General features: G+C 44.5%; 16 protein-coding genes. 3 read left to right on the top strand and 13 right to left on the bottom strand.

The genetic code is table 11. From position 1 onward, the window contains the following. Positions 1-156 precede the first annotated feature (156 nt). Complete coding sequence (locus ABXT42_RS02935) at positions 157-1,860, top strand: hypothetical protein (protein WP_443628879.1); 1,704 nt, start codon at positions 157-159, stop codon at positions 1,858-1,860. Here the strand turns inward: ABXT42_RS02935 and ABXT42_RS02930 are convergent. From ABXT42_RS02930 to ABXT42_RS02915, 4 genes are all read right to left on the bottom strand, one after another. Next, positions 1,857-3,620, bottom strand: a complete 1,764-nt coding sequence (locus ABXT42_RS02930; protein ID WP_443628878.1) for an AAA family ATPase — start codon at positions 3,618-3,620, stop codon at positions 1,857-1,859. The two genes, ABXT42_RS02935 and ABXT42_RS02930, sit on opposite strands and share 4 nt — an antisense overlap. After that, a complete protein-coding gene (gene recB, locus ABXT42_RS02925; RefSeq protein WP_443628877.1) occupies positions 3,617-7,120 on the bottom strand; it encodes an exodeoxyribonuclease V subunit beta in 3,504 nt (1,167 codons plus the stop codon). The genes ABXT42_RS02930 and recB overlap by 4 nt, the downstream gene beginning before the upstream one ends. Continuing rightward, positions 7,113-10,511: an exodeoxyribonuclease V subunit gamma gene (gene recC / locus ABXT42_RS02920; protein ID WP_443628876.1), complete on the bottom strand. Its 3,399-nt coding sequence runs from the start codon at positions 10,509-10,511 to the stop codon at positions 7,113-7,115. The genes recB and recC overlap by 8 nt, the downstream gene beginning before the upstream one ends. A 61-nt stretch (positions 10,512-10,572) precedes the next feature. Then, positions 10,573-11,109, bottom strand: coding sequence for a YaeQ family protein (locus ABXT42_RS02915; RefSeq protein WP_443628875.1), 537 nt, complete (start codon positions 11,107-11,109; stop codon positions 10,573-10,575). A 200-nt stretch (positions 11,110-11,309) separates the two neighbouring features. Here ABXT42_RS02915 and ABXT42_RS02910 point away from each other — a divergent pair, with 200 nt between their 5' ends. Beyond that, a complete protein-coding gene (locus ABXT42_RS02910; RefSeq protein ID WP_443628874.1) occupies positions 11,310-12,233 on the top strand; it encodes a DMT family transporter in 924 nt (307 codons plus the stop codon). 27 nt (positions 12,234-12,260) lie between these two features. Here ABXT42_RS02910 and ABXT42_RS02905 read toward each other — a convergent pair whose 3' ends face one another. Both ABXT42_RS02905 and ABXT42_RS02900 read right to left on the bottom strand, forming a co-directional pair. After that, the gene (locus ABXT42_RS02905) at positions 12,261-13,292 is read right to left on the bottom strand and encodes a trans-3-hydroxy-L-proline dehydratase (RefSeq protein WP_443628873.1); all 1,032 of its coding nucleotides are present in this window, start codon (positions 13,290-13,292) and stop codon (positions 12,261-12,263) included. A 6-nt stretch (positions 13,293-13,298) separates the two neighbouring features. Further along, positions 13,299-15,356, bottom strand: a complete 2,058-nt coding sequence (locus ABXT42_RS02900; RefSeq protein WP_443628872.1) for an oxidoreductase — start codon at positions 15,354-15,356, stop codon at positions 13,299-13,301. 514 nt (positions 15,357-15,870) lie between these two features. Between ABXT42_RS02900 and ABXT42_RS02895 the strand changes: the two genes are divergently transcribed. Next, positions 15,871-16,023: a helix-turn-helix domain-containing protein gene (locus ABXT42_RS02895; protein WP_443628871.1), complete on the top strand. Its 153-nt coding sequence runs from the start codon at positions 15,871-15,873 to the stop codon at positions 16,021-16,023. Positions 16,024-16,095: 72 nt separating this feature from the next. Here the strand turns inward: ABXT42_RS02895 and ABXT42_RS02890 are convergent, their stop codons facing one another. The 7 genes from ABXT42_RS02890 to ABXT42_RS02860 all read right to left on the bottom strand — a co-directional run bounded on the left by ABXT42_RS02890 (position 16,096) and on the right by ABXT42_RS02860 (position 25,252). Continuing rightward, a complete protein-coding gene (locus tag ABXT42_RS02890; protein ID WP_443628870.1) occupies positions 16,096-17,271 on the bottom strand; it encodes a sirohydrochlorin chelatase in 1,176 nt (391 codons plus the stop codon). 350 nt (positions 17,272-17,621) lie between these two features. Next, the gene (gene phoR / locus ABXT42_RS02885) at positions 17,622-18,917 is read right to left on the bottom strand and encodes a phosphate regulon sensor histidine kinase PhoR (protein WP_443628869.1); all 1,296 of its coding nucleotides are present in this window, start codon (positions 18,915-18,917) and stop codon (positions 17,622-17,624) included. 1 nt (position 18,918) lies between these two features. Then, on the bottom strand, positions 18,919-19,620 hold the full coding sequence (phoB, locus tag ABXT42_RS02880; protein ID WP_443628868.1) for a phosphate regulon transcriptional regulator PhoB: 702 nt from the start codon (positions 19,618-19,620) through the stop codon (positions 18,919-18,921). Positions 19,621-19,688: 68 nt separating this feature from the next. After that, on the bottom strand, positions 19,689-20,420 hold the full coding sequence (gene phoU / locus ABXT42_RS02875) for a phosphate signaling complex protein PhoU (protein WP_443628867.1): 732 nt from the start codon (positions 20,418-20,420) through the stop codon (positions 19,689-19,691). 20 nt (positions 20,421-20,440) lie between these two features. After that, positions 20,441-21,205 carry a phosphate ABC transporter ATP-binding protein PstB gene (gene pstB, locus ABXT42_RS02870; protein ID WP_443629428.1) on the bottom strand — a complete coding sequence of 255 codons (765 nt, stop codon included), beginning with the start codon at positions 21,203-21,205 and terminating at the stop codon, positions 20,441-20,443. 78 nt (positions 21,206-21,283) lie between these two features. Further along, complete coding sequence (gene pstA / locus ABXT42_RS02865) at positions 21,284-22,960, bottom strand: phosphate ABC transporter permease PstA (protein ID WP_443629427.1); 1,677 nt, start codon at positions 22,958-22,960, stop codon at positions 21,284-21,286. A gap of 12 nt (positions 22,961-22,972) precedes the next feature. Continuing rightward, a complete protein-coding gene (locus ABXT42_RS02860) occupies positions 22,973-25,252 on the bottom strand; it encodes an ABC transporter permease subunit (RefSeq protein WP_443628866.1) in 2,280 nt (759 codons plus the stop codon). Between the last annotated feature and the right edge of the window lie 156 nt (positions 25,253-25,408).

Here is a 25,408-nt window from a genome sequence, read left to right as displayed (position 1 = left end):
CACCCCTATCAGATTGCACTACTGTGCCGGCAAAGACATCGTTGTGTAAAAATTACTTTACTGTGCTCACCAAAGCACAACGCTTAGATAGGAAAATGACGTACTTAAAAAAACCTGCTATACATAGCACTATACAAAACAATCCCCACACAACAGATGCCTACACAAGAAGAATACAGTGCATGGAATCCAGGGTTAAGTACTAACTTACCGCTGGATCTTGGCCGCCTGGAAACTATTTTTCAAGCGCCCAATGTTTATACTGACTACGAAGAAGTTCAGGAAATTGCAGCACTGACCGGCCTTAAACCGCAACATTTAGTTGGCTTTACATCCTGGCGATTAGTAATGCACGAGCTCATTGTTAGGGTGGGAGCCAACATTCATATCCCAGAAGCTGAGCTTGAAGAAGACTTAGGTATCAATTTTCGGCGTATTACTAATGACATTTTACACCAACACATTGCGCCCTTATACCCCACCATTGAAATCCAGTTTCAACACTTATCAGATTGTGTAAAGCTAGAAGTGGATAGAGTACTGACTGAAGAAATAATGATTCATACTCCCCCTGTTGTCATAAAAAAAAGCGTATGGCCTTGGCATAAAAAGAACCCTACTGAACAACCTCACCTAAGCAGTGCCGAAATTCAATTTAAGGCGATTAACACACTCAAGACCACAGGTTTGGCACACACAAACCCTTTGATTAAAGCCGTTTACAAAAGTAGTTATCAAATACTAGGTTCTATTGCTGCTACTCGAGGTTTGATAGGTAATGACGCCATCTTTATGAGCCGCATTATTTGCCGCCACACCCTTAACAACTATGGCAGCTATATGGTGGGTAAATGGATAGAACCTGCCATTGGAACCGCTGTCATAGCTAACCAATATCAGCTACTGAAAGGTGTGGAAAAGCCTGTCATTATTAGCTTAAAAGGCGCTTCTGCAGCTGGAAAAAGCACCATACGTCCACTATTAAAAGAGACCATGAAGCAACGTGGCATTGAGTCTTCGTTATATGGCATTATTAGCCCAGACATTTGGCGTCGCCAATTATTAGACTACGAGTCGCTAGGCCCTCATTATAAATATTCAGGCCGCTTTACCAGCAACGAAGTGAATATTATTGACGGCAAATTAGACCGCTACATAAGGCGTGTAAGCCAACAGAATAAATCCATTCCCAATATTTTGGTAGATCGATTTAGATTTGACAGCTTTTCAACGCAGCAAATACAAAAAGTACTACATGGCACCTATGCCAAATACGCTCACACTATGTATATGTATTTTATCATCACTGCGCCTCAAGATACTGTAGAGCGAGGCTGGATAAGAGGTAAAGAAAGGGGGCGTTACAAATCTGTGGAAGATTTTTTGGGCCACAGTGTGGAAGCATACCAGGGCATTCCAAAGCTAATATTTAAGTGGCTAGCCCATACTACGCCTCAGTATGAATTCACTTTTTTTGATAATAGTGTTCCTAAAGGTCAGTTTCCACTCACTAGCGCCACGGGTAACCAAAAAGGCATACAGGTGTTTGACCCTAGGGTGTTTATTAACATTGAACGATATCAAAAAATTAACATCCACGCACAAAATGCACAGCAGGTTTACCCGAACGAAAAAATCATGGCAGTGGCCAACAACATGAGCTTTTTTAACCAGTGTTTAAAGCGCTTTCCAAGTGCATCCTTTAGTTGCTCACACAAGCATCAACCTTACTTAATAGTGCGCCAAAAAAGCTATACAATCAGCAATCAAGAAGAGCTAAACTTACAACGTGAAGACCCAGAACTTGAAGCATTGTTTGAGCAAATTTTAGCGCCTAGAACCTGCATCAATAGTATTTAAACGTGCCCATTTAAAAGCCCACGCAGGCCAGACCAACGCCTAGTTTTATTGTTCACAGCTTTGTTCCACACCGATTGGTCTACTTTAATACTGCACGTTACCTTGGCACGAGTGATGGCGGTATAAAGTAACGCAGAAGACAACAATCGCTGGGCTTGGGGAGCAACAATAAGCGCCACGTGAGCAAACTCTGAGCCTTGGGTTTTATGAATGGTCATGGCATACACAGTTTCTAAATCTTGTAATAAGCCCACGTTTACTTTGCGCACTATTTGAGACTGTAAAAAACAGGCATTTAGCTGGCCATCTTCTTGCGCCCACATAATGCCAACATCACCATTGAACAAACCCAGCCCATGGTGGTTTTTAGTCACCATCACAGGTTTCCCATGATAGTTTTGCCCCAACCTAACTTGAGACAAGCGCCTGCTAAGCAAGCGCTCTACGTGTTCATTAAGGCCTTCTACACCTAAGTCTCCTTGGCGGGTTGCGGCTAGGATTCTAAATTGATTTAAACACTCAAAGGCTTCATCCAATGAAGGTGCTTTGAGCATAGGCATAAAATATTCATCACACATTTGTGCAAGCCACAGTTCAAAGTGTTCATCTGTGATCAAGTGCAAGTCTTTATGGTCTGCCAACACTTCAAAGCTTTCTTGGGCTTGATTATGCATGACCTGAGTTGCTAATAAACTAATACCACCTTGGCCATCAAACCGATGGCTTTTATGTAAGTAGCTGATAAAGCTTGGAGGTATATCAGCCAAAATAGAACCTGCTGCCACAGAAGGTAACTGCTGCGCATCTCCCACCAATACTAGCTTACAATGACTAGGAAGGGCTGCTAACAAGCGCGCCATCATAGGCAAATCCACCATGGAAACTTCATCCACCAGCAATAGATCAATGGGTAAAGTATTATCCTGATGGTGCTTAGTAACGTGTGTATTAGGGCGCACTCCCAACAAGCCATGTAGCGTATGGGCAGTGTCTGGGAGGCTATTGATGAGTGTTTTATTGATGCCTTGGTTTAATAATTGCGCTTTGGCGGCATTAATAGACTCCACTAAGCGCTGCTTTGCTTTACCTGTTGGGGCCGCCATGGCAATGGTTAAAGGGGTATCACTTACGGCTTGTAAAGCCACTAAAAGACGAGCAACAGTATAGGTTTTACCTGTGCCTGGGCCACCAGACACCACACTTAACTGGCGCCCAAATGCATCTTTGACTGCTTGGGCTTGCCAGTCTACTTGGGCCTGTTTAGCAAAAAGTTGTGATAACACTTCATCAGCAATCACCTCTTGTTGTGGTGTTAGTTCACACTTGCGCATCCGATTTAATAACTGTTTTGCAACCTGCTGTTCATAGTGCCAATATCTGCGCAAATACAAACGTTCATATTCAAATACCAAAGGTGCGGTATGGCTTGGAGTAATGGGATGATCTTGAACACAATTCACCAGTTCTTCAAATGCACCAAATGTATAACCTATCTTTTCGTCGATCACTTCATCAGGTCCCACATCAGGCCTAGAATCAACCCTTAGATCAACCAAGGAAGACCAATAGGTTTGTCCTGCTATATCAGCTAAAGGCAGGCAAGTGTGGCCACTTCGCAAGGCTTTACTTAAGGCCATGATCAAATGTTGCATCACATCATTTTGGCTGTTTAAGCTTTCACATAAGCCCTTGGCTAAAAACACATCCACCGCTTCTAAACCAGTGTAATTATTATGCAGCTGTTCTTTTGAAACCATCATTTGACATCTCCTGCAAACAATTGATCCAGCTGATTAAGCTCATCTGTAGTAATTGCCTGAGCAAATACACCTGTATCACTATGGGGTGACATGCCTCTAAGGTATAAATAATATACCCCACCAAAGTGCTGCTGCGGGCTATAGTTTGGCAATCTTTGGCCTAGGTATCGGTGCAGGGCTAGGCTATATATTAAATATTGCAGGTCATAATAGTGGTTTTGATTGGACTCCAGCATGGCTTGGTGATTGTAGTCTGCAAAGTTGTCACCTAAATGGTTAGATTTGTAATCGGCTACAAAAAATCGTCCGTCATGTTCAAACACCAAATCTATAAAACCATGCATCATGCCATGTAACACAGGGTGAGTAGGTAATGCAGTAGGTGCACCTGATCTATGTGCGCTTAAAATATTTGCTAAGGTTGCTTGCTTAGCATGCTGTAAGGGGAAGTAAAACTCAGTTTCCCTTAATGTTTGCTGGGCTAACAGCTGCCCCAAGCTGCAATTACTTTGCGATTGTGAGCCTGTGTCTTCTTGTGTGCCAAGGGCTGGCAAGTGAGTTAACAAACATTCCTCTAACCACTGCTGCAAACGCGCCATCTTGTCAGTATCATCTGCGCCTATACCTACCATAGTGTGATATTTGGCCAAAGGCACTTCCATGGCATGAACCCAATTTGGCTGAGCAAAATCTACCTGTTCTAAAATGTCATGCAACAACAAACCACTATTTTTACCCTTTGCTAGAGTAAAGCGTAATGCCTGCGATTTTATGGTTTGTGAAGGCTCAACTAAGGCAGTGCTGCCATCTCCCCGGTCTTTCACGCTACTTTGTGGTGGCACAGAGCCATAGCCAAGCTTTCGCACCAAGGCACTGTAAGATAACAAGTGGTTATTTGCATCAATGTGTCCGGTAAAATTTTGTGTGGTTAATACCTGTGCTTGTAATTCATCTTTCACTAAAGCTTCAACAGTAGGCACAGACATAGACCTTTGCAGCTCATCTTCATCTACACATAGCACTTGTGAGTCTGTGGCATGGGTTAGTGGCACCAAAGCTTCAGGCCAGCTAGGTAAGTTATTATTATCACAAGCTCCAAAAACCACTTGCCCCAAAGGCGACAACTGGCTGTTAGGGAAGTTACTTACTGGAATGTAACACTGATATTGAGCACGTGTAATCGCCACATATAACAACCTTAATGATTCTTCATAGGCAGCTTGAGCGGTTTGCTCACATATCGAAGGGTCTGGCCCTATCATCAATGCTTGGCAGTGCTCTTTTGGATGATAGTAAGAGAATAGCTGAGACTTTTTCTTGCCTCGTTTTAGAGGATCTTTTGCTTGGCTAGCAAACGGTATAAATACCACTGGGTATTCCAGGCCTTTAGAGCCATGCTGGGTAACAATTTGGATCAACTTGGCATCGCTTTCTAGCCTTAATTCAGCACTAGCATCTGCTTGGTCGCTATCACACTGCTGTTGCAACCATTCCACCAGCAATAATGCAGAGCTTGCCTGATTTGATGCCTTTTGTAATAGCTCTGCCAATTGCACCATGTTGGTTAGATAGCGTTCTTTATTTTGGGCAGGCGGCACGGCACGTTGCTTTAGCAGCCTAATAATAAGCACCATGGCGCCTTGTTGCAGCCATAGTTTGCGCATTTGCATCATTTGGCTTCTTACTTCTATTAAATAGCTGTCACTGGATGAAAGCTTAGCCAACAAGGGCACATTGCCACCCCATAACTGCGTACTAGCGGCACGTACAAGCTGCCTTTGGTCTTCACAGTGCAGTATTCCATTAAGTAACCGCAGCATTTCAATAGCTTGCTCACTTTTATACACGCTACTTCTATCGCTAATATAAACGCTTGGTAACTGGGCTTTTTGCAAGGCTTTTTGCAAGGCTTGAGCTTCGCCTGCCCCGCGCACTAACAAAGCAATATCGCAGGCTTTAAAATGCCCTTGGTGTAAAATAGTTTGCACTTGCCCCACACACCAGTTTGCGATGTGTTGGTACTTGTGTTCATTGGTAAGCACTTGTGTAGGCAACCAAACGTACGACAAAGCCACCCCACTGGCTTTAGGGTTTTGATCTTGATTTGCTGTGGCAAAAGCACTGGCTTTTACAGCACTGTAGTCGATGCCTGGGCCTAATAGGTTATGCTCATGGGCCTTTAAAAATAAACGATTATAAGCGGCTACCATGGCATGGCTAGAGCGCCAGTTAGTGTCCATATGCCAGCGGTAATCGGTAGATTGTGCGGCGTGTAAGTAAGTATGTATATCGCCGCCCCTAAAGCCATATATAGCTTGTTTTGGGTCACCAATCATAAATAGTGCAGTATTACCTTGCGCTTCATATAGGCGATTTAAAATAGCGTATTGATGCCCATCAGTATCCTGAAACTCATCCACTAAAGCCACGGGATAAGCAATGCGCAGTGCATCTACAAGGGCTGCATTTTCAGGCTTTATCACACATTCAGACAAACGCCTTACCAGATCATCAAACTCCATAACCTGTTGCTTGTGTTTTGCTTTTTGATAGGCTTTTCTTACCGTATTTACGGCTATCAAAATGTCTGGTGCCAATACACATTGCTGTGCATTGGCAGCATAGTTTTTCTTAAAGCTTTCATTATTTATACGCACAGATAAAGCTTTAATGACAGGTTTTAGCTCTGGCACTTTGCCAAGTTTACCCCCGTGTAAGCAGAGCAAATGGTCTTTGTGCGCTTGGGCAAAATCAACAGTGCCAAGCCAATTAATTAAACCTTGCCACTGGGCCAGTTTTGCCTCTTTTGTTTTAGGGTCTGACATGGTGGCTTGGATCATTTGCTCTTCTAAATCAAGCAAGCTTTCACGCACTTGTATTTTATTGGCGTGCCAAGCTTTATGCCAAGCGTCCGCAGAAGCGCAAAACACAGGTGTTTGGCTTAATAGAGCCCCACTAAATGCGTCCCAAAAACCTTTAGGTGTGTGCCAGCCTTGCTGCTCTAGCTGGCTATATAGCTTAGGCTGGTGCATAGCCACCCGCAGCCAGTCTTGCAGTGCAGTAAAGGCTAAGTCTTGTGTGTTAGCCTCAAGCACTACCTCTAGCCCTGTCTGACTAGCAAAGGCATGTTGTTCTAGGGCACGCCCACAAAAGCCATGGATGGTAAATATGGCCGCTTGATCTAAATTGAGTAGGGCTTGGTGCAACAACAATTGAGCTTGTTTCGCTTGGGTGTGTTGGTAGAGGTGCTGCCAAAATTCATCTTTATGCTTGCCCCAATTACTCTGCGCATCACGCAAGGTTTCTTCTATACGGCCGCGCAACTCTTGCGTGGCTGCACGGGTGTACGTCATTAGCAATATTTGCTCTACAGGGATTTGTTTTTCTAGCAGCAAACGCAAATATATCCGCGTAATGCTATAGGTTTTACCAGTGCCCGCACTTGCTTCAATAAGGTGGCGACCTTGGAGTGGTAAATTTACTAAGTCTAGGTTAGGCATGCTTCACCAATTTAATGCAATCTACCATGGGCTGATATAAGGGGCCAAACTGTTCATGCCAGTCATCAAATGGTGGCGTTTGTGGCCACAACCATCGCCTATAAGGGTCACTTGAAAAATCAAACGCCATACTATATTTATGGTGATACCAGCTTTTTTGCCACTGACTTTTACGTTTGGCTTCATCTTGAGAATCTACTTTTAGCAACTCTATGGCTAGCTCTGCATCCAAGGGTAGTGCTTTAGTTAGACCTAAAATATACATTTGCATAATGCTGTCTAGCTGGGCTTTTACATCTTCTAAACCTTTTAGTTGAAGGTTCTTTTCTAAGTGCACAGACACACCATCAACGTTTTGTTCAAATGCCACCTGAGCGATCAAGCACCTCACCCAAAGGGATAGTTTATCTTTAGCTTTGGCCTTAGTAGGCCTAGTAAGCACTACTTTTAACGGGCTATTTTCATCCAGTGGCTCGCCAGTTAGGGCTATTTCATCGGTGATGGTTAAGCCCATAAAGCTGATACTGACTGGGTGTTTTTTTATCTGGGCATAATTCACACTACATAGCTCATCTACCAAAGATTGTGCTTCGCCTTCGCTGGTATCTATACTATTAGCACCAAGGTGGCTATCTGGTAATTTTCCATTTAGCTGATACTCTTGCCTTACCAAGGCACAAGCCTGCGGCTCATTAGATAATACTGCCTCGAGCATTTTTTCGCGCAGCTTATACTCTACCAACTTAGAGCTTGCAAAAGGCTCATCATCATTGAGATCTAAATCATAGTCATGTAAATACAAGCCCAAGCGTTGGTTAGTAAACATACGCCCAGGGTTTTCCAAAAAACGCACTAGCTCATTGATGGTGATACTGCTCTGGCTAGAAGTAATACTAGGAGTTAGTTCTACAACGTCATCTTGCACTTCGTGTTTTGCTTGCAGCACACGCAGCCACGCTGATTCAAAACTAGGCGAAGGCATTGTATCGAAGGAGGCATTAGAAACACCATGGAAATTTTCCTCGCTAAAGCTATGCAAAGGCAATGGTCTAAGCTGTGATGCTAAGTGATCATCCTTAAAATGCCACCCATAGCCGTTTTGCAAGTATTCCATTAGCTCTGACACTACCAAACTAGGCTGACGTGGAGAGTTATTTTTGCTATCGCTGCCTTGATAACTTAAATACAAACACTCACGTGCACTTATTAACGCTTCCAAAAACAGATAACGATCATCACCACGGCGCGAACGATCTCCTACTCTGCGACCTTCTTGAGCCATTAAATCAAAGTCTAATGGTTTTGATTGACGAGGATACTGCCCATCATTAAGGCCCAACATAGCCACTACTTTAAAGGGAATACTGCGCATAGGCACCATGGAACAAAAGGTGACTTTGCCCGTAATAAAAGCTTGCGTGCTACTAGCTACAGACAGTTTTTGTGTGAGGCTATAACGCACCACTTCCAAACTAATCGTTTGGACATAATCCACTTGTTCAATCCACACAGCCATATTACCAATAGCGGTAGATAAGCACTCTTTTGCAAGCTCTTCACTGTAGTCACCGTCTTGATCGTCAGCAAAAAACTCATCTATCATGCTAGTAAGGTAGCCACGCCAGGCTTTACCAGTGCGGGGTGTATTAAGCTGCCGTGCATGGGTTTGTAGTTGCTCAAGCACCTGCATTAAGCGCCCTAGAAGTATAGCTTGATCGCCCTCTACATCGGCTAGCAGCCAATCATCTTGATAGTTAAGCGCTTGGTCACCTTGGGCAAAACCAAGCAGCAAACGCTTAAGTCCCCACGACCAACTGTAGGTAGGTGTTGAAGATGTTTGACCCAACGTATGTGCCTTATGCTGTTCATCCAAACCCCAATGTACACTGGCATTCGCCAACCACACCGCAATAATTTCAAGCTCGTCAACACCTATTCCAAACTTTCTTTGAATACCTGGTAGGCGCAAAAAGTCTAGAATAAAAGACACTTGAAAACGGCTATCTGGTAATTGTAAAAGCTGCAAAAAAGCGGCCACTAAGGGTTGAGAATCTTGTGGTTTTCTATCAGCTATAGAACAAGGTAATTGAGGTGTTTGAGAACCATTGTCAAAACCATAGCCGTGATCAAACTGACGCCCATGAGTATCAAATACCGCACCCACGTGGGCTGCATAATCTTCTACCTGTGGGCACATCACTAATATGTCACTAGGTTTGAGTGTAGGATCTTGTTGGAATTTACCAAGCAACCAATCGTGCAATCCTTGTAACTCTCGCAAAGCACTGGAGCCATGGGTAAAGACGAGACTATCATCAACCTTTTTTTGGGCAAGTTTTTGTGAAGGGTTGCGTGCGTCTTCCAAGTGCAAAATATCGTGTTGTATCTGCTGTAAAGTAGATAGATGGCCGTCTGCGGTTGCGGGCTGCGCCTCTTCAAAGGCATCAATGTTGTAGCTGTCTTGTTGTTGTAATAACCGAAAAAATTCTTTGCCTTGGGCGCCCAAATTGGCTAATAACGGATTACCCCCGTCCACTAAAACATCATCGTCTTGTTGCTCAAGCCAGTGTTTAAGGTGCGTTGATGCGATGGCTTTTTCAGATTGAATATGCCCCCAATACTCGGCACAAGGGTTAAGATGGAACACATGCACTTGGGTATGCGCTGCCAAGGCAGAAAATACTTCTAAGGTAGCAGGTGCCATGGTGTTAAGTGCAAACAAGCACACTTGTTGTGGCAGGTCATTACGCTGGGCGCTAGTTAATTGGCCCAAACTTTGTATTAGCTTTCGTTGAATATCAATGGGATGACGATCATCTTGCTGACATAAAACAGCCCACAACTGGGCTTGCCAGTGTTGTGTTTGATCTTGTGCCTTAATTTGCCAGTTGGTAAGCCAGTCGGGTCGATAAAGGATATATTGTTCAAATAAATCGGCTAGGGCGCTTGCAAGTTGAAAGCGTTTTAGTAAGTCATCAGCGCTATATTCACCTAGGTTAGATGCAGATTGCCAATACCTATTGGCTTGAGTAAAGGCTGGATTTTTGAGTGTATCATCACTGGCTAAAATATCGTCAATGCGCCACACCAAAGCTTCACGCTGATAAGGAGGTTGCTGAGGAACCTGATCGTCTCCTAAAAGTTTGCGCGCTAGTTGCCATACAAACTTTCCAGGTAAAGGGTAATTTATGTTCATGGCAATGCCATCTTGCTTGGCTAACTGAGTATTAAGCCAATGCTGCATGCCTGGGTTTTCTACGATCACTTGGCTACTATTAAGCACACCAGCCAAGCCCTTTTGGTGCCCTAGTTTAACCACATGGTTGAGCAACACCGCCAAGTCTTCCAGCCTGTTAGCAGGGTACACCATCAGTTGTTTTGCTAGCGCCATGCAAGCTATTCCTTGTGTGTTAACTTTTGAGCCTGCCTCACACAGGCCCTGCTGTTGTTGATTACAAGCTTTGAGTAATTTGCACACTCATATGCTGTTTTTCATCACTTAAGTGCATTTGATCTTCTTCAATAATACAGCCTAAGTTCATGGTTTTAAACAACAACTGTTCTATAGCATCGTCGCTTTTCACATTAATATGAAATACCTTGACCTTTTTGTTAGCTGTTAAAGCCGCACGGTTTTTGTCTAACCAAATGTCAGCTTTGTTGTCATGGTAGGTATAAATAGACACTTGTTGTGCTTTGCCACTGGCTTGTCGAATGCGTTTTTCATCAGGCATGCCAAGCTCTATCCAATGGACTATATTTCCAGTTAAATCCCGTTGCCATAAATCAGGCTCATCTACAGAGCTTATGCCTTTAGTAAGCTCTAGATCTTCATGAGCTGCATGTAAAAAAGCAATCAGCCTACACATAAGGCGTGTTTCGTTTTCAGAAGGGTGTTTGGCTATGGTGAGATTGTAATCAGCATAGTGGTGGCTGTTAAGGTTGGACAGGTTTAAATTTGCCTTGTATATGGTCGCGCCTATGGCCATGGTTTTTCTCTATGCTAGGATTTAGTGATACATATAATAGTGTGTCACTAGATTAACACGAACACATCTAAAAACGGCTGTTTATAAAGCCAAGCTTACACTTAGCGCCTTGCTCAGTCTTTGACGGCTAAGTAATTGTGTGTGAGTATCATTTATTAATTTTAGCTCATCCGCTACCCACTGCTTTAAGGTCTGTTTACATGGCATCTTCTATCCAACGCACTATGGGCGCTCGTGAGTGGCTTATGCTAATTACACTATCTGTGCTGTGGGGAGGCTCCTTCTTTTTTGTTGAGGTAGCAGTGACAGCCTTGCCTCCGTTAACCATAGTGGCTTTGCGTGTGGGCCTTGCTGCAATCACTTTGTGGGCTATTGCCATGGCCATGGGGCTAAAATTTCCCACCAACCTTGGGCTTTGGGCTGCGTTTTTAACCATGGGATTACTCAACAACATTATCCCTTTTAGTCTTATTGTGTGGGGCCAAACACACATTAGCTCTGGCTTAGCATCGGTGCTCAATGCAACCACTCCTTTATTTGGTGTATTAGTGGCTGGCTTGTTATTAGCAGACGAACGCATCTCTGGTCTAAAGTTAATAGGCGTAGCTATTGGGTTTTCAGGGGTGCTAGTCATGATTGGTATGCCTACAGTAGACATAGCCACCCAAGCTAGTGTTTTGGCTCAAATGGCTATATTGGTTGCAGCTTTATCTTATGCCTTTGCCAGTGTTTTTGGACGCCGCTTTAAAGCCACAGGGCTAAACCCTATTATTATCGCCGCAGGCCAGGTGACAGGCTCTACGGTAATACTAGCTCCTGTTGCCATGCTGGTTGATGGCCCACTGGTGATCTTTGGCCCACTTGGGCCAAGCTACCTAGTGTGGATGTCTATACTGGCTTTAGCCATTTTTTCCACAGCACTGGCTTATGTATTGTATTTTAAAATTTTGTCATCCTCTGGTGCTACCAACATTTTGCTAGTGACACTTTTGGTGCCTGTTTCGGCCATTCTTTTAGGCACATTATTGCTAAGCGAAACCCTTGGGTGGAATCAGATGGTGGGCATGGGCCTTATTGCTTGTGGTTTGTCAGCGATAGATGGGCGGCTTTGGAAGCGTAAGTGAGCACCCAAATAAATAGTGGGGGCTCACTTATTTGATATCAGGCCAAGTGTCACTCAAACGATACCCCTGTGGCCAAGGATCACCAGCATCAAGCACATGTTGGTGTGTGCCTGTCACCCATGCTCGCCCTGTAATTTCAGGAATAATTGCTGGGATACTACCCACCATAGTGGTATCAATAATACGCCCGTGAAACTCTGAACCAATAATAGATTGTGCGGTGAAGGTTTCGCCAATCTTGATTTTGCCACAGGCATGGAGTAACGCCATACGTGCTGAGCTTGCTGTGCCAGTTGGAGATCGATCAATTTTTCCTGGCTTTATAGCCACTGCAGATTTTGCGGTTAAATGGCTGCCCTTTCGGGTTAATGGCCCTGCAAATAAACAAAAAGAAAAGTGCGTCCACTGAGGATTTAAGGGGTGGTGAAATTGCAATTGAGCATTAGCGGCATTAGTGATTTTAACACCCAAGGTAGCCAGGTCTTTGGCCTCACCGCTTTCTAATTTAAACCCTAGTGCTTGGGCATCTACCACCACAAAACTGTCTCCACCAAATGCCGTATCTACAGTAATGTCACCAATACCAGCAACCGTTATCTTGGCCCCTAGCTCACCTACAAAAGAAGGTAGGTTTTGTACTGTAATTCGTTGTGCCTTGCCATCGGCGCATTGCGCACGCACGCGCACCAAACCACCTGGCGCCTCAAGCACCAGGTGTGTTATGGGTTCTTGTATTGGAATGATACCAGTGTCTAATAACACCGTGGCTACACAAATAGAGTTTGAGCCTGACATAGGCGGGGTATCTTCAGGCTCCATGATAATAAAGCCCATTTGCGCCTCAGGATGTTTAGGTGGCACTAGTAAATTGACATGCCGAAATACACCACCACGGGGTTCGTTGAGCATAAAATTGCGCAGTGTTTGGTCATTAGCAATCCAATTACGCTGTTCCCACAAGGTATCACCTGGTGGCGAAGCGACACCACCCACAATCACGTCCCCTACTTCACCTTCCGCATGGCAAGAAACTACATGTATGGTTTTAATGCTTGCCATAATAGGTTAAATGTCCTTCATCAAACGCAGGGCATCATAAATAGCTGCATGGGTATTACGAGCCGAAACTGCATCACCTATTCGAAACAGCTGAAATTTACCCGCTTCATTTCGAGACACTTCTTGCACTTGCCCTAATATTAGGGCGGTCTGATCTACCTCACCTGCATTTGAAGACAGCGGTTTGAGATCAAAATATAGCTCATCCAGCGGCAAGGTGCCGTAATTGACTACAATCTGGTCATAGTCCATTGCATAAGTATGATCACTGTAATCTGTGCCAATAAGCGCAGTGAACTTTTTACCACTGTGTTCAATGCTCTTTTTAACATCAAGCAACCGCCGCGCCACGGTGAAGGTGACGTCTTTGTCTTGCAAGGAGCGCATGTAGGGCACTAAATTCATGGCCATCACATCTGGGGCAAAGGTGCGATCTGGCGTCATTATCTCTATCTGTGAGCCTAAACTCGCTGCAAATTCAGCGGCTTGTAAGGCTGGATGATCTCCAGACTCATCATAGATAAGCATGTGTTTGGCAGGTTTTACATCACCAGAAATAATATCCCAGCTGGTGACCACACTAGATTGCTCTTTGTTGGTTTCAAACAGCTGTGTATTTGGCAGGCCACCAGTAGCAATGATCACTACATCTGGCTCAAGCTCTGTAATGTCACAGGGTTGAGCTAATGTGTTAAACCGAAATTCAACATTACGCGCCTCACATTGAGTAATGCGCCAGTCTATAATAGACATCATTTCACGACGCCTTGGCGATTGCGCTGCCAAACGAATTTGGCCACCTGGCTTGGGCGCTGCTTCAAACACCACCACATGATGCCCGCGCTCTGCAGACACTCGTGCGGCCTCCATACCTGCAGGCCCAGCACCTATAATGACCACTTTTTTCTTGATGGTAGCCTTTGGAATATCATGAGGCATGGTAAGCTCACGCCCTGTAGCAGCATTGTGGATACACAGCGCTTCGCCGCCTTGGTAAATGCGATCAAGGCAATAGGTGGCGCCTACACATGGGCGAATGTCCTCTTCACGCCCTTCCATAATTTTGCGCACTATATGTGGGTCGGCCATATGCGCTCTGGTCATACCCACCATATCTAACAATCCTGCTGAGATGGCGTGACGCGCCGTGGCTACATCAGATATTTTTGCAGCATGAAACGTAGGTAATCCCGTTGCTTTTTTGACTTCCCCTGCAAAATCAAGGTGTGGTGCATTGGGCATGCCTTGCACTGGAATCATGTCGGTCAATGCAGGGTCTGTATGTATGCGGCCTCTAATCACATTTAAAAAATCCACTTGTCCAGAGGCGGCCAAGCGCTTGGATATCTCAATGCCTTGTGCTGGAGTGATACCGCCTTTTTGTATTTCATCTGCAGTAAAGCGCAGCCCCACAATAAACTCACTACCTACGCGCTTACGAATAGCGTCTAATACGTCCATCGGGAAACGCATACGATTTTCTAAGGTATCAGCGCCGTAGGGACCTATTAAATCATTGGTTAAGGGCGACCAAAACTGATCCAATAAATGACCATACACTTGTAGCTCGATGCCATCCATCCCACCTGCTTGCATGCGTTGGGCAGAGTCTGCAAAATCATTAATAATGCGCTCTATATCCCAGTCCTCTATCAGCTTAGGGAAAGCTCTGTGTGATGGTTCCCGGTGCTTTGATGATGAGACCGAAGGGAGCCAATCGCCTTTATTCCAATTAGTGCGCCGCCCTAAGTGGGTAAGCTGGATCATGGCTGCGCAGCCATGCTCATGCACGCCATCTGTGAGCTGCTGAATCCAAGGCACTACTTCATCACGATAAGCTAAAATATTATTAAATACTGGCGGGCTGTCTCTGCTTACCGATGCAGAACCTGCGGTCATGGTTAACGCTACTCCTGCTTTAGCACGCTCTACGTGGTAGGCCACATAACGCTCTTTAGGCATGCCATGTTCTGGATAAGCAGGTTCATGACTTGTGGTCATGATTCTATTTTTTAAGGTTAGATGCTTAAGCGCAAAAGGCTCTAATAGAGGATCGTTTGACATAATTTGCCCATCAGATAATAAATAACCATAGCAAGCTTATACCTGAAAATTTAAGCTTTTAATCAATTACAATTTGGCAGAATATTGACATGCGTGTCAAGTGTTGTGAGACCACCATAGTATGGCTAAAAAAATGAGATCATGGTGCTGAAATAAAACCAGGCCATGATGAAGTGGTTTAAACCAAATACCCCTATCAAACATGGGGTTGTCAGGAAATGAACATTAGTTAACATGTAATCCATACCTAACGTGTTATCTCCCGTGGTATAACAGACTAAGATGATTTAAGCTCCACCTCATATAAGGGGTTGCTCTTACATTAATATTTATTTTTTACAGCACTAATCGCTCCTTCTTGAAATAGCCACTGGGCTTTCAAGAAGTTATCTCAAAAAATACAAAAAAGTTATCACTGCAACAGGTTGTTAGCAGTGCGAAACTTAGGCCTCATATGGAAAGCTCAGATACCAAATTTGGCTACCGAGTTAGGCAGCTCCGAACGTCCTTGGGGATGTCACAAGAAAAGTTAGCCAATATGGCCGGCATTGATAGGGCACATATGGGCCACATTGAACGTGGTACGGTAAGCCCTTCTTTAAAAAAAGTCTCTCAAATTGCAAAAGCACTTGATGTATCAGTGGAAAGTCTTTTAGCTGATCAGTAGCCCCCAAAACTCACCTACCTAACCACTGTATAGCCACTATGGATTTACCCAAAGTGGCCTAATAGATGTTTACTATTTAATCTTACATTGTGGAATCTGATCCACAGCCGCAATACCTGCTGCTAATCTAAGCGCACGCTCTTCATCAATGACCGCTTGAGGGAACTGCCCCATAAAGCAACAACACACATTTTCATCTATCATTGTTCTGGGCCCATGGGGGTGAGCAATGTGTCTATAAGGCGCATGTGTGTGCCCGTGCCCAGCATGGCTGTGCCCTTGCTTTTTGTGTGAATGGTCATGGTCATGATCATGATCGTGCTTATGATCATGGCTGTGCGTATGGGCATCTGAAGCCACTTCAACCTCTGGCTGAAACTCTGCATGATGATGATGAACAGTTACTTCACCAGCAGCTAGCCTAGCTTGAAAACTTTCCATAAGGCCATTATTTACCGCAGGCTGAGACACTGTTTCTTCGATTCGCTCAACAAAGGTATTAATTACATGGGATTGGTCACGCAAATAATCAGCAACACTAATACTTACATCAGGATGCTGCGCCACAACCTTGTCAATATAGCCGTGGATACGACCAATTAATTTACCTGAGAAAAGAAAATATGGTGCCACTACTATCTTTTTAAAGCCTAGCTTTAACGCCATTTCTAAACCGCGCCCCACCGATGGAAAGGTAACGCCAGAGTAAACCGTTTCACACCAACCAAAGCCCATATTTTCTGCCACAATGCGGGTGAGTTTTGAAACTTCTGCATTGGCTTGAGCCACTGATGTGCCTCGGCCCACCACTACCAGCATGGTGTCGTATAAATCACCAGGCTGTGGCATTTCAGCTAGATCCACCGCTTCCATAATGCGATGCTGAAAAGCCATGATCATTTCATCATGCAAGCCAAGCTCTTGACCATATTTGATGGTAAGTGCAGGGTTTTTTTGCATGTAAGTGGTTAATACTGAAGGGATATCATTTTGCGCATGCGTGGCTGAAAACAACATGCCAGGCACCGCATAGATGTTAGTGATGCCTTTAGCAATCAAACGATCTAACGCCATGTGGATATTAGGTGATGAATATTCTAAAAAACCATATTCAACCTCTAACTGAGGAAACCTAGCGCGCAAGCCAGTAGCCAATAAGCTGAACTCTTCTTCAGCAATTTTAGCTCGGCTACCATGGCCACAAATAATGATTCCAGAATTTGCGGGTAAAGCATTTAATAATGACATGAGTATCTCCTTAAGCTGCAAATTATACAGGCACATAGGCAGGGTTAAATACCCAACACGTCAAATAATTCTCAATTTGCGCCTAACTAGCTAGTTTATTAGGTGAATAATAAAAACGGGGGATAAAAATACAAATAGTTTGGGAATATTTGAGTTGTCATAGATGGTGCCCGGAGCCGGACAAGTAATATATCCTAAAAACCACTAATACAAGATAATTACTGGCCGTAAATTTAATTTATAGCACCATAAATAGCACCAAAATTAATTATGTAACAACTAATTTGCGGTATTATATGTATATTGAAAAGTGGTGGTTGGCTAATGCTTTGGTGTTATTATTATATTTTTTACATCGCTTCCTTATCGGAAGATGGCATATTTTGGTGTGGAAACGTACAGGTGAAATGACTGCCTTTACCTTTTTGTGAGCTGATGTCTAAACTACCCTCATGCCGCAAGATAATTCGCTCCACTATAGCCAAGCCTAAACCAGTGCCTCCACTGGTACTAGAACGGCTGGGATCAACCCTATAAAAGCGCTCGGTTAAACGCGGTAAATGTTTTTGGCCAATGCCAATGCCATTGTCAGACACATTAATGCACCACCCATCATTAGTTGTGTGCAAAGCGATATCTACGCGTCCCCCATGCTGAGTATATTTAACCGCATTGGTCACCAGGTGCGTTAACACACTAAGTATCTCTGACTTCACACCCACCACACTTGCTTGCCTTTCAAGGCAAAGCTCTATGGTGACTTTTTTGTCTAGCTTCCGGGCTGTATCGTGTCCCCTAGAGATCGCCTGAGCCAACAATATGGACATTTGATTACGCACAAATTTTGACCGGTCAATGCTCCCTTCCAAGCGCGACAACACTAACATGTCTTGCACCAAGTTAGTCATTCGATGGGCTTGCGCTAACATACGCGTATGACTTTTTTGTACATCAGCATCTAATTCAGGATAATGCAGTTGGAATGTTTCTAAATAGCCCTGAATCACGGTTAATGGTGTGCGCAATTCATGGGATATATTACCGATAAAATCACGTCGCATATTTCCCAGCTTGATACTTTCAGTCATATCCCGCACGATCAGTAGGTTGTCACCCTTAGCAAAGGAAGTCACCGCTATTTCTAATACTCGCTCAGGATTAACTGGCGATTGCACATAAATGGGCTGACCAAAATCAGCATGGTGGTAGTAACGAAAGAAGTTTGGCTCGCGCAGTAAGTGAAGTAAAGGAGCACCCCGGTCCTGTTTGTTTTTTAAGCCAAACATTTTGCGGGCCGACAGGTTCCACCACTCTAGTGCACCACTGGCGTCAACCGTGATCACACCCTCGCGTAGCGCATTAGCCGATTTTTGAATACGTAAAATAGCAGTGGTTAATTCTTGCTCGGATTTGAAGTGTTTAACTTGTAACTCTTCAATACGGTCAAACACCCGACCCCAAATACCTTGGGATTCGGGCAACTCTGCGAGTCTGTCATCATTATTTAACCACACATCCAGTTGCTGTAGTTTACGTACATGGTATAACAAGAGGACCATGAGCCCACTGGCAATGGCCCAACTGAGTGACCAAAAAATGGCACCCATAATGACACTCAGAGCAACAGCTGCATAAGCCTTGGGCACCCTAGCTTACCTCATCTATTTTTGTGGAAAAGCGATATCCAGAGCCACGTACAGTTTGCACAAATTGTGCATGCTCTTTACCTAAAGCATTACGCAGTCTGCGAATATGCACGTCCACGGTTCGCTCATCAATATAGACGTTGGCACCCCAGACATAGTCCAATAGTTGCCCACGACTATAAACTCGCTCTGGGTGGGTCACAAAAAAGGTTAATAAGCGGGTTTCTGATGGGCCCATAGTGATGGGTTGGTCCTTAATCATCACCCTTTGTGCTCTAGAGTCTAGGGTTAAATCACCAATGTGTATGTTACTTTGTTCTGTCAATCCACCCGCGCGGCGCATGACTGACTTAATACGCGCCACCAGTTCACGTGAGGAAAAGGGTTTGGTGATAAAATCATCAGCGCCTGAATCTAAGCCAAGCACTTTATCAGCTTCTTCTTCGCGTGCAGTGAGCATAATAATGGGCAAGCTAGCAGTCAATTCATCACGCTTTAAACGGCGGGCGAGGTCGATGCCACTTCCGGCTGGCAACATCCAATCCAACAACACCAAATCAGGTTGAAGATCGATAATTTTGATGTAGGCATCTTTAATGTTATCCGCCTCAAAACATATAAAGTCGGCCTTCTCCAATGCCAATCGCAGTATTTCACGGATATCTTCTTCATCTTCAACAATTAATATTTTCTTTTGAGTCATGATAGTCTCCTATAATTCACTCACATAAGGTTGTTGTGCCAAAAAATGACATGCGACTGGGTTGAAAATTATTGTTTGTCATCCATATCAACGGTTGCATTCATCTGCGCCACAGAACTGTGACTAACATTAATGCCCTTCACCAAATAAATAAGGTGTTGCGCTACATTTTGGGCATGGTCTCCAACACGCTCTAGGCTGCGTAAAATCCATATAGTATGCATACTTTGCTTAATGGTTTGTGGCTCTTCCATCATTTGTGTCACCAGAGCCCGCATGGCAAACTTATACTCCTGATCCACATCATCATCGCTTTTGGCCACTTGATAGGCTAAGTCTGCATCGTAACGGGCAAACGCCGTTAATGAGTCACTAACCATAGTAGCAACCAATTCACTTATATGCCTAACCTGAGCGTAACCTTCTCCGGGGAATCCATCAATGAGTTTACTCCCACTATTGGCTATTCGACAGATTTCATCACCCATGCGCTCAAGGTCTGATACCGCTTTACTGATCGCAATCACTAGCCTTAAGTCACTCGCCGCTGGCTGGCGGCGGGCAATAATGCGGGTGCATTGTTCGTCCAAATGCATTTCCATAATATTAATTTGATCATCAGCTTTAATAGCGCATTGCAGCAGCTGTATGTCGCCAGTTTTCAGGCCCAGCATGGCGTCCTTTAACTGCTGTTCTATGAGCCCGCCCATGGTCATTAAATGCGTGAGAATTTCATCCAGTTCAGTATTGAATTGCTGGGAGATATGGCCTACATGGCCATCTTTATTGGTAATATTCATCTGCAATTCCTTAAAGTCATTTAACCGTAGCGGCCAGTAATATAATCTTCTGTTTGCTTTTGCACAGGATTAGTAAACAATTGATCGGTAGTGCCAAATTCAATTAAGTCACCCATATACATAAATGCAGTATAGTCTGAGACTCGGGCCGCCTGTTGCATATTGTGAGTCACAATGACGATGGTGAAATCCTTTTTCAATTCGTGTATCAGCTCTTCAATTTTTAACGTTGAAATAGGATCCAGCGATGAGGCTGGTTCGTCTAACAGCAATATTTCTGGCTTTACGGCAATGGTGCGAGCAATCACTAGCCTTTGTTGCTGGCCACCAGACATGCCTAGAGCACTTTCATGCAGGCGATCTTTGACCTCATCCCATAAAGCCGCTGATTTAAGCGCCCACTCGACTGTGTCATTGATAAGCTGCTTTTTTTTGATTCCCTGGATTCGTAAGCCATAAGCTACATTTTCAAAAATGCTTTTGGGGAAAGGGTTAGGCTTTTGGAATACCATTCCTACTCTTCTACGAAGATCGGCTACATCCACACCCTTGGCATAAATATTGTTTTTATCAAGCGTAACTTGACCCTCAATGTTGCATGAGTCTACCAAATCATTCATACGATTAAAGCAACGCAGCAGAGTCGATTTACCACAGCCACTGGGACCAATAAACGCAGTCACACGATTACGGGGAATCTGCATACTGACACTATTTAAGGCGCGCTTATCACCATAATACAGATTCAAGTCATTCACCTCTACAGCAATGCGCTCTTGCTCCATGCTGAGGCCTTGAGGGGCATCAATGGCTAAACTAAAATTGGTTTTGCGCTGTGTATCCATCATATCTGCTCTCATTAATTAACTCTCTAAAGCCTTGTACTTTTCTCGTAGACGGTTACGAATAGCAACAGCAGACAAGTTTAATAGGGCGATAACTAGCACTAGCAAAAAGGCAGTAGCGTAAACTAAAGGCCTTGCTGCTTCTACATTTGGACTTTGAAAACCCACGTCATAAATATGAAACCCAAGATGCATGAACTTTTGGTCCAAGTGCAAAAATGGGTAGTTACCATCTAATGGTAAAGAAGGGGCTAACTTCACCACACCCACCAACATCAAAGGAGCAACCTCACCTGCAGCACGTGCTACAGCCAAGATAACACCTGTCATGATCGCAGGGCTGGACATTGGTAAAACCACTCGCCATAGGGTTTCAGATTTGGTTGCCCCCAATGCTAGGCTGCCTTCACGTACTGCACGGGGAATACGAGAAAGCCCTTCCTCAGTCGCTACAATAACCACGGGGACAGTTAATAGAGCTAGTGTTAATGAAGCCCATAATAAACCTGGTGTACCAAATGTAGGAGCTGGAGCAGCTTCAGGGAAAAATAACTGATCAATATTCCCACCTAAGAAGTAGATAAAGAAACCAAGTCCAAACACGCCGTAAACAATAGACGGCACACCTGCTAGATTATTCACCGCTATGCGAATAATACGTGTCACTATGCCTTGCTTGGCGTATTCACGTAGGTAGATTGCTGCGACCACACCGATCGGTGTCACCATCACAGACATAAGCAGCACCATTAGCACGGTACCAAAAATAGCAGGGTATACACCACCTTCGGTATTAGCCTCTCTGGGATCTGTGCTTACAAACTCCCATACCTTAGCCATATAAAAGATCACCTTCTCCATGGCCGTCATGCCATTGGGGCGAAACGCACGGACTATCTTTGAAAGGTTGATCTCCACCTGGGTTCCAGACATCGTCTGCGCCATAATACTGTCACGCTCAAATGCCGTATAAAGGTCGATCAACTGTTGTTGCAACCCCTCATAGCGCCGATCTAATAGGTCTCGTTTTACATCAAGCTCAGCTTGCCTAAAAGGGGATAGTTGATTATCTAATTCAAGGCGGCGCTGATCTAGTCGTAAACGCTCCATACCATAATTAATATCGCCAATGGCACCTGTTTCAATACCTTTAATGTCATCATAAATGCTTATGCTTCGCGCTAAACGCTCTTGAAAAAGCTCCCAAAGTTTTGCATCTTGCCCATCATTACGATCACCAATAACTACGCCAGACTCTTTTACAGACAATAGTTCACCATAAAAATTACCCCACTCGCGTCGTTCAAGAGTCATCACTTGTTTTGGGTAAGTTGGGTCTATTAAGTCCTGTTCTAGCACCCAAACAAAATCTACCCCCGTGATGTCTCGGTTTCCTGCTTTAATCAGCAGACGTTTGGCACTTTCTTGGCCTACCGGTAGTATGACGCCAGACCCACGTAATTGATCTGCACTCACCAGTTCATCATCAGCAATGGAGCCGATTAGGGTAGTAATTTCCTGCTGCGCATGGATCTGTGCTTGTAGTACGGGCGCTGGCCAAAAATGGCCTAAACCTCGCACTGCAATCAGCCCCAGCAGCCCCACTACCATGATGACATTTATCGCCACCGCCGCGCCGTTAAGCCAAATCCAGGGCAAACCACTTGCAAACCATTGTCTTACACCAATTCTCATCATTTTTAACTCTTACAGTGAACCGTATTTCTGACGTAAACGTTGTCGTACCACTTCTGCCAACGTATTAACCATAAAGGTAAAGGCAAATAACACCAACGCAGCCAAAAACAGAATACGAAAATGCGATCCACCTACCTCCGATTCCGGCATCTCCACCGCAATATTAGCCGCCAAGGTGCGCATGCCTTCAAAAATATTCATGTCCATAATTGGCGTGTTTCCTGTGGCCATCAAGACGATCATCGTTTCACCAACTGCACGCCCCATCCCAATCATTACAGCAGAAAATATACCTGGGCTTGCCGTTGGAATAACCACGCGGGTTAGCGTCTGCCAAGGCGTCGCACCCAGAGCCAAACTGCCTTGGGTCAAATGCTTAGGCACACTAAAAATGGCATCTTCAGTAATGGAAAAGATGGTTGGGATAACCGCAAACCCCATCGCAATGCCCACCACCAAAGCGTTGCGCTGATCAAAATTAATACCTAAGTCCCTGCTAACCCACTGGCGCATGTTACCGCCAAATAGGCTTGTTTCTAGTGCATCACTGATGGGCATAGACAACCAAGCCAAAGCCAGCACCACGGGGATGATAATCAGCACATCCCAACCTTCTGGTAATTGCCATCCAAAATCTTTGGGCAGCTGCGCCCAGAGGAAAGCAAACACCAATGTACCCATGGGAACTATGACAAATAAGGTGAACACACTGGCTAAGTTAGTTTCGATAAACGGCGCCAACCACAGGCCAGCTAAAAATCCTAAAATTACCGTGGGCAAAGCTTCCATCAGCTCAATTAATGGTTTCACCTTGCGACGCAGGGCAGGGGCCATAAAGTAGGCGGTATAGATGGCGCCACAAATGGCCAATGGGGTGGCCATTAACATGGCATAAAAAGCCGACTTTAAAGTTCCAAAGGCTAATGGAACTAAACTATATTTCGGTTCAAAATCATTGGACGAAGCTGAGGACTGCCAAATATACTCAGGGTTCTCGTAGCCTTCGTACCATATTTTATGCCACAGGGCTTTCCAAGAGGTGTCGGGGTGATTGTTATCGACTTGCCAAAAGCTCAAATGCCCTGCGTTATTTTCCAAGAGCATGGCGTTGGCTCGAGGTGACATAGCAATAAACTGAATAGGCGCTTTGATAATTTTTTGCTGATGTACCTGGACCCCTGCTGTGGCACTAAAAAAAGCCACATTACCCTCTGCATCACCGGTGGCAAAGCCACGGCGACGATGTTCCATAGCCAACAATTGGGGACCATCCTGTTGCTCAAAGTCGCGTATGTGGCCCAGTGACCAGTGATTGTCTTGGTCACGAACCATAAACCACTGGCTCATTGCCCCACTCACATCAGATACCGTCAAGGTTGAACCACCCAACAGCAACTGCACGTCATTTAAAGCATAATCAGACAATTTGTGAACCGCATTCAACCGTGGGTTCTGGCTATCTTTAACATCAAAAATACTCAGATTAGCATCCCGATCTACCGCCATTACCCAGCGCTGATCAGGTGAAATAAGAATCTTGAACGGCATAGAACTCAAAGTTGGCAGGGCATAGACTGCAGCACTAAGCGTCACCTCTTCGGTCATAAAGTTTTGATCTTTGCTTAACTCAACTAAAACCAACTCATGAGAGGCATTGGCCGCCACGATAACAAGAGCGTCTTCTGCATCCCTAATGGCCAAGAATGTGGGCTCACCAAAACTTGCCGGTAAGGCAATAGGGGTATCGCCATAGGGGTAGATTAAGCTAGGGGTGATGAGACGCTCTGTCCCTATGGGGTAACTAGTGTCGTATTGTGGCTGAGCTATTAGCACTTCACCCTGCTTATTAGCAGCCCCAAATAAGCGATTAACATTAGTGTCTAAAGCAAAAGCACTAATTCCTTGCTGCTCACTAAAAGCAAGTTGATCGGTGAGCCGTATTTGTCCAGTTTGAGTGGCAAAAAAATACGCACTCCCGTCACTGGCCAACTTAAAGCCTACTTCGTTTTGCTCTTCCACACCTAAGTGCAGGCTGGGTGAGTCCGAACCCACTTGGTAACTAGTGCTCTGCCCCTCCCAAGGGGTAATTTCAGCCCCTTGGAATAATGGCAATACCTCATACATTAGATACACAAAAATTAATAAAATAGCCACAATAACGCTCATGCCACCAATGCCAACAAACACAGTGGTAAAGCGGTCTTTTATGGCCCTCAGCCTACGATTGCGGCGTAAAGCAGGGGTGTTGAAGTCCAGTTCTGGAACAGATATATTTGTTTTTTCATTCATGGCGACAAGTCTAGTGTGGGAATATGACAGTAATATGACCAAACTGTCAGATCACTGTCATACCTTCACTTAATAGTACGAATAAAAAAAAGGGCCTTGTCAAATGACAGGCCCTTTTAGGTATTAACTAAGGCATTAACTAATGCTCATTACTTT

The organism is Candidatus Njordibacter sp. Uisw_002 (assembly GCF_047730155.1).
Classification (GTDB): Bacteria; Pseudomonadota; Gammaproteobacteria; order Pseudomonadales; family Balneatricaceae; genus Njordibacter.
Note: the sequence above shows the minus strand (reverse complement) of the source record. Positions and strands in the feature narration are given on the sequence as shown.

Excerpts from the sequence above, each read along its gene's own strand:
- ABXT42_RS02860 (WP_443628866.1), bottom strand. The coding sequence starts at position 25,252 with ATGAATGAAAAAACAAATATATCTGTTCCAGAACTGGACTTCAACACC.
- recC (WP_443628876.1), bottom strand. The coding sequence starts at position 10,511 with ATGGCGCTAGCAAAACAACTGATGGTGTACCCTGCTAACAGGCTGGAA.
- ABXT42_RS02915 (WP_443628875.1), bottom strand. The coding sequence starts at position 11,109 with ATGGCCATAGGCGCGACCATATACAAGGCAAATTTAAACCTGTCCAAC.
- ABXT42_RS02930 (WP_443628878.1), bottom strand. The coding sequence starts at position 3,620 with ATGATGGTTTCAAAAGAACAGCTGCATAATAATTACACTGGTTTAGAA.
- ABXT42_RS02900 (WP_443628872.1), bottom strand. The coding sequence starts at position 15,356 with ATGTCAAACGATCCTCTATTAGAGCCTTTTGCGCTTAAGCATCTAACC.
- ABXT42_RS02910 (WP_443628874.1), top strand. The coding sequence starts at position 11,310 with ATGGCATCTTCTATCCAACGCACTATGGGCGCTCGTGAGTGGCTTATG.
- ABXT42_RS02895 (WP_443628871.1), top strand. The coding sequence starts at position 15,871 with ATGTCACAAGAAAAGTTAGCCAATATGGCCGGCATTGATAGGGCACAT.
- phoB (WP_443628868.1), bottom strand. The coding sequence starts at position 19,620 with ATGACTCAAAAGAAAATATTAATTGTTGAAGATGAAGAAGATATCCGT.
- phoU (WP_443628867.1), bottom strand. The coding sequence starts at position 20,420 with ATGAATATTACCAATAAAGATGGCCATGTAGGCCATATCTCCCAGCAA.
- pstA (WP_443629427.1), bottom strand. The coding sequence starts at position 22,960 with ATGAGAATTGGTGTAAGACAATGGTTTGCAAGTGGTTTGCCCTGGATT.
- ABXT42_RS02935 (WP_443628879.1), top strand. The coding sequence starts at position 157 with ATGCCTACACAAGAAGAATACAGTGCATGGAATCCAGGGTTAAGTACT.
- ABXT42_RS02890 (WP_443628870.1), bottom strand. The coding sequence starts at position 17,271 with ATGTCATTATTAAATGCTTTACCCGCAAATTCTGGAATCATTATTTGT.
- ABXT42_RS02905 (WP_443628873.1), bottom strand. The coding sequence starts at position 13,292 with ATGGCAAGCATTAAAACCATACATGTAGTTTCTTGCCATGCGGAAGGT.
- recB (WP_443628877.1), bottom strand. The coding sequence starts at position 7,120 with ATGCCTAACCTAGACTTAGTAAATTTACCACTCCAAGGTCGCCACCTT.
- pstB (WP_443629428.1), bottom strand. The coding sequence starts at position 21,205 with ATGGAGCAAGAGCGCATTGCTGTAGAGGTGAATGACTTGAATCTGTAT.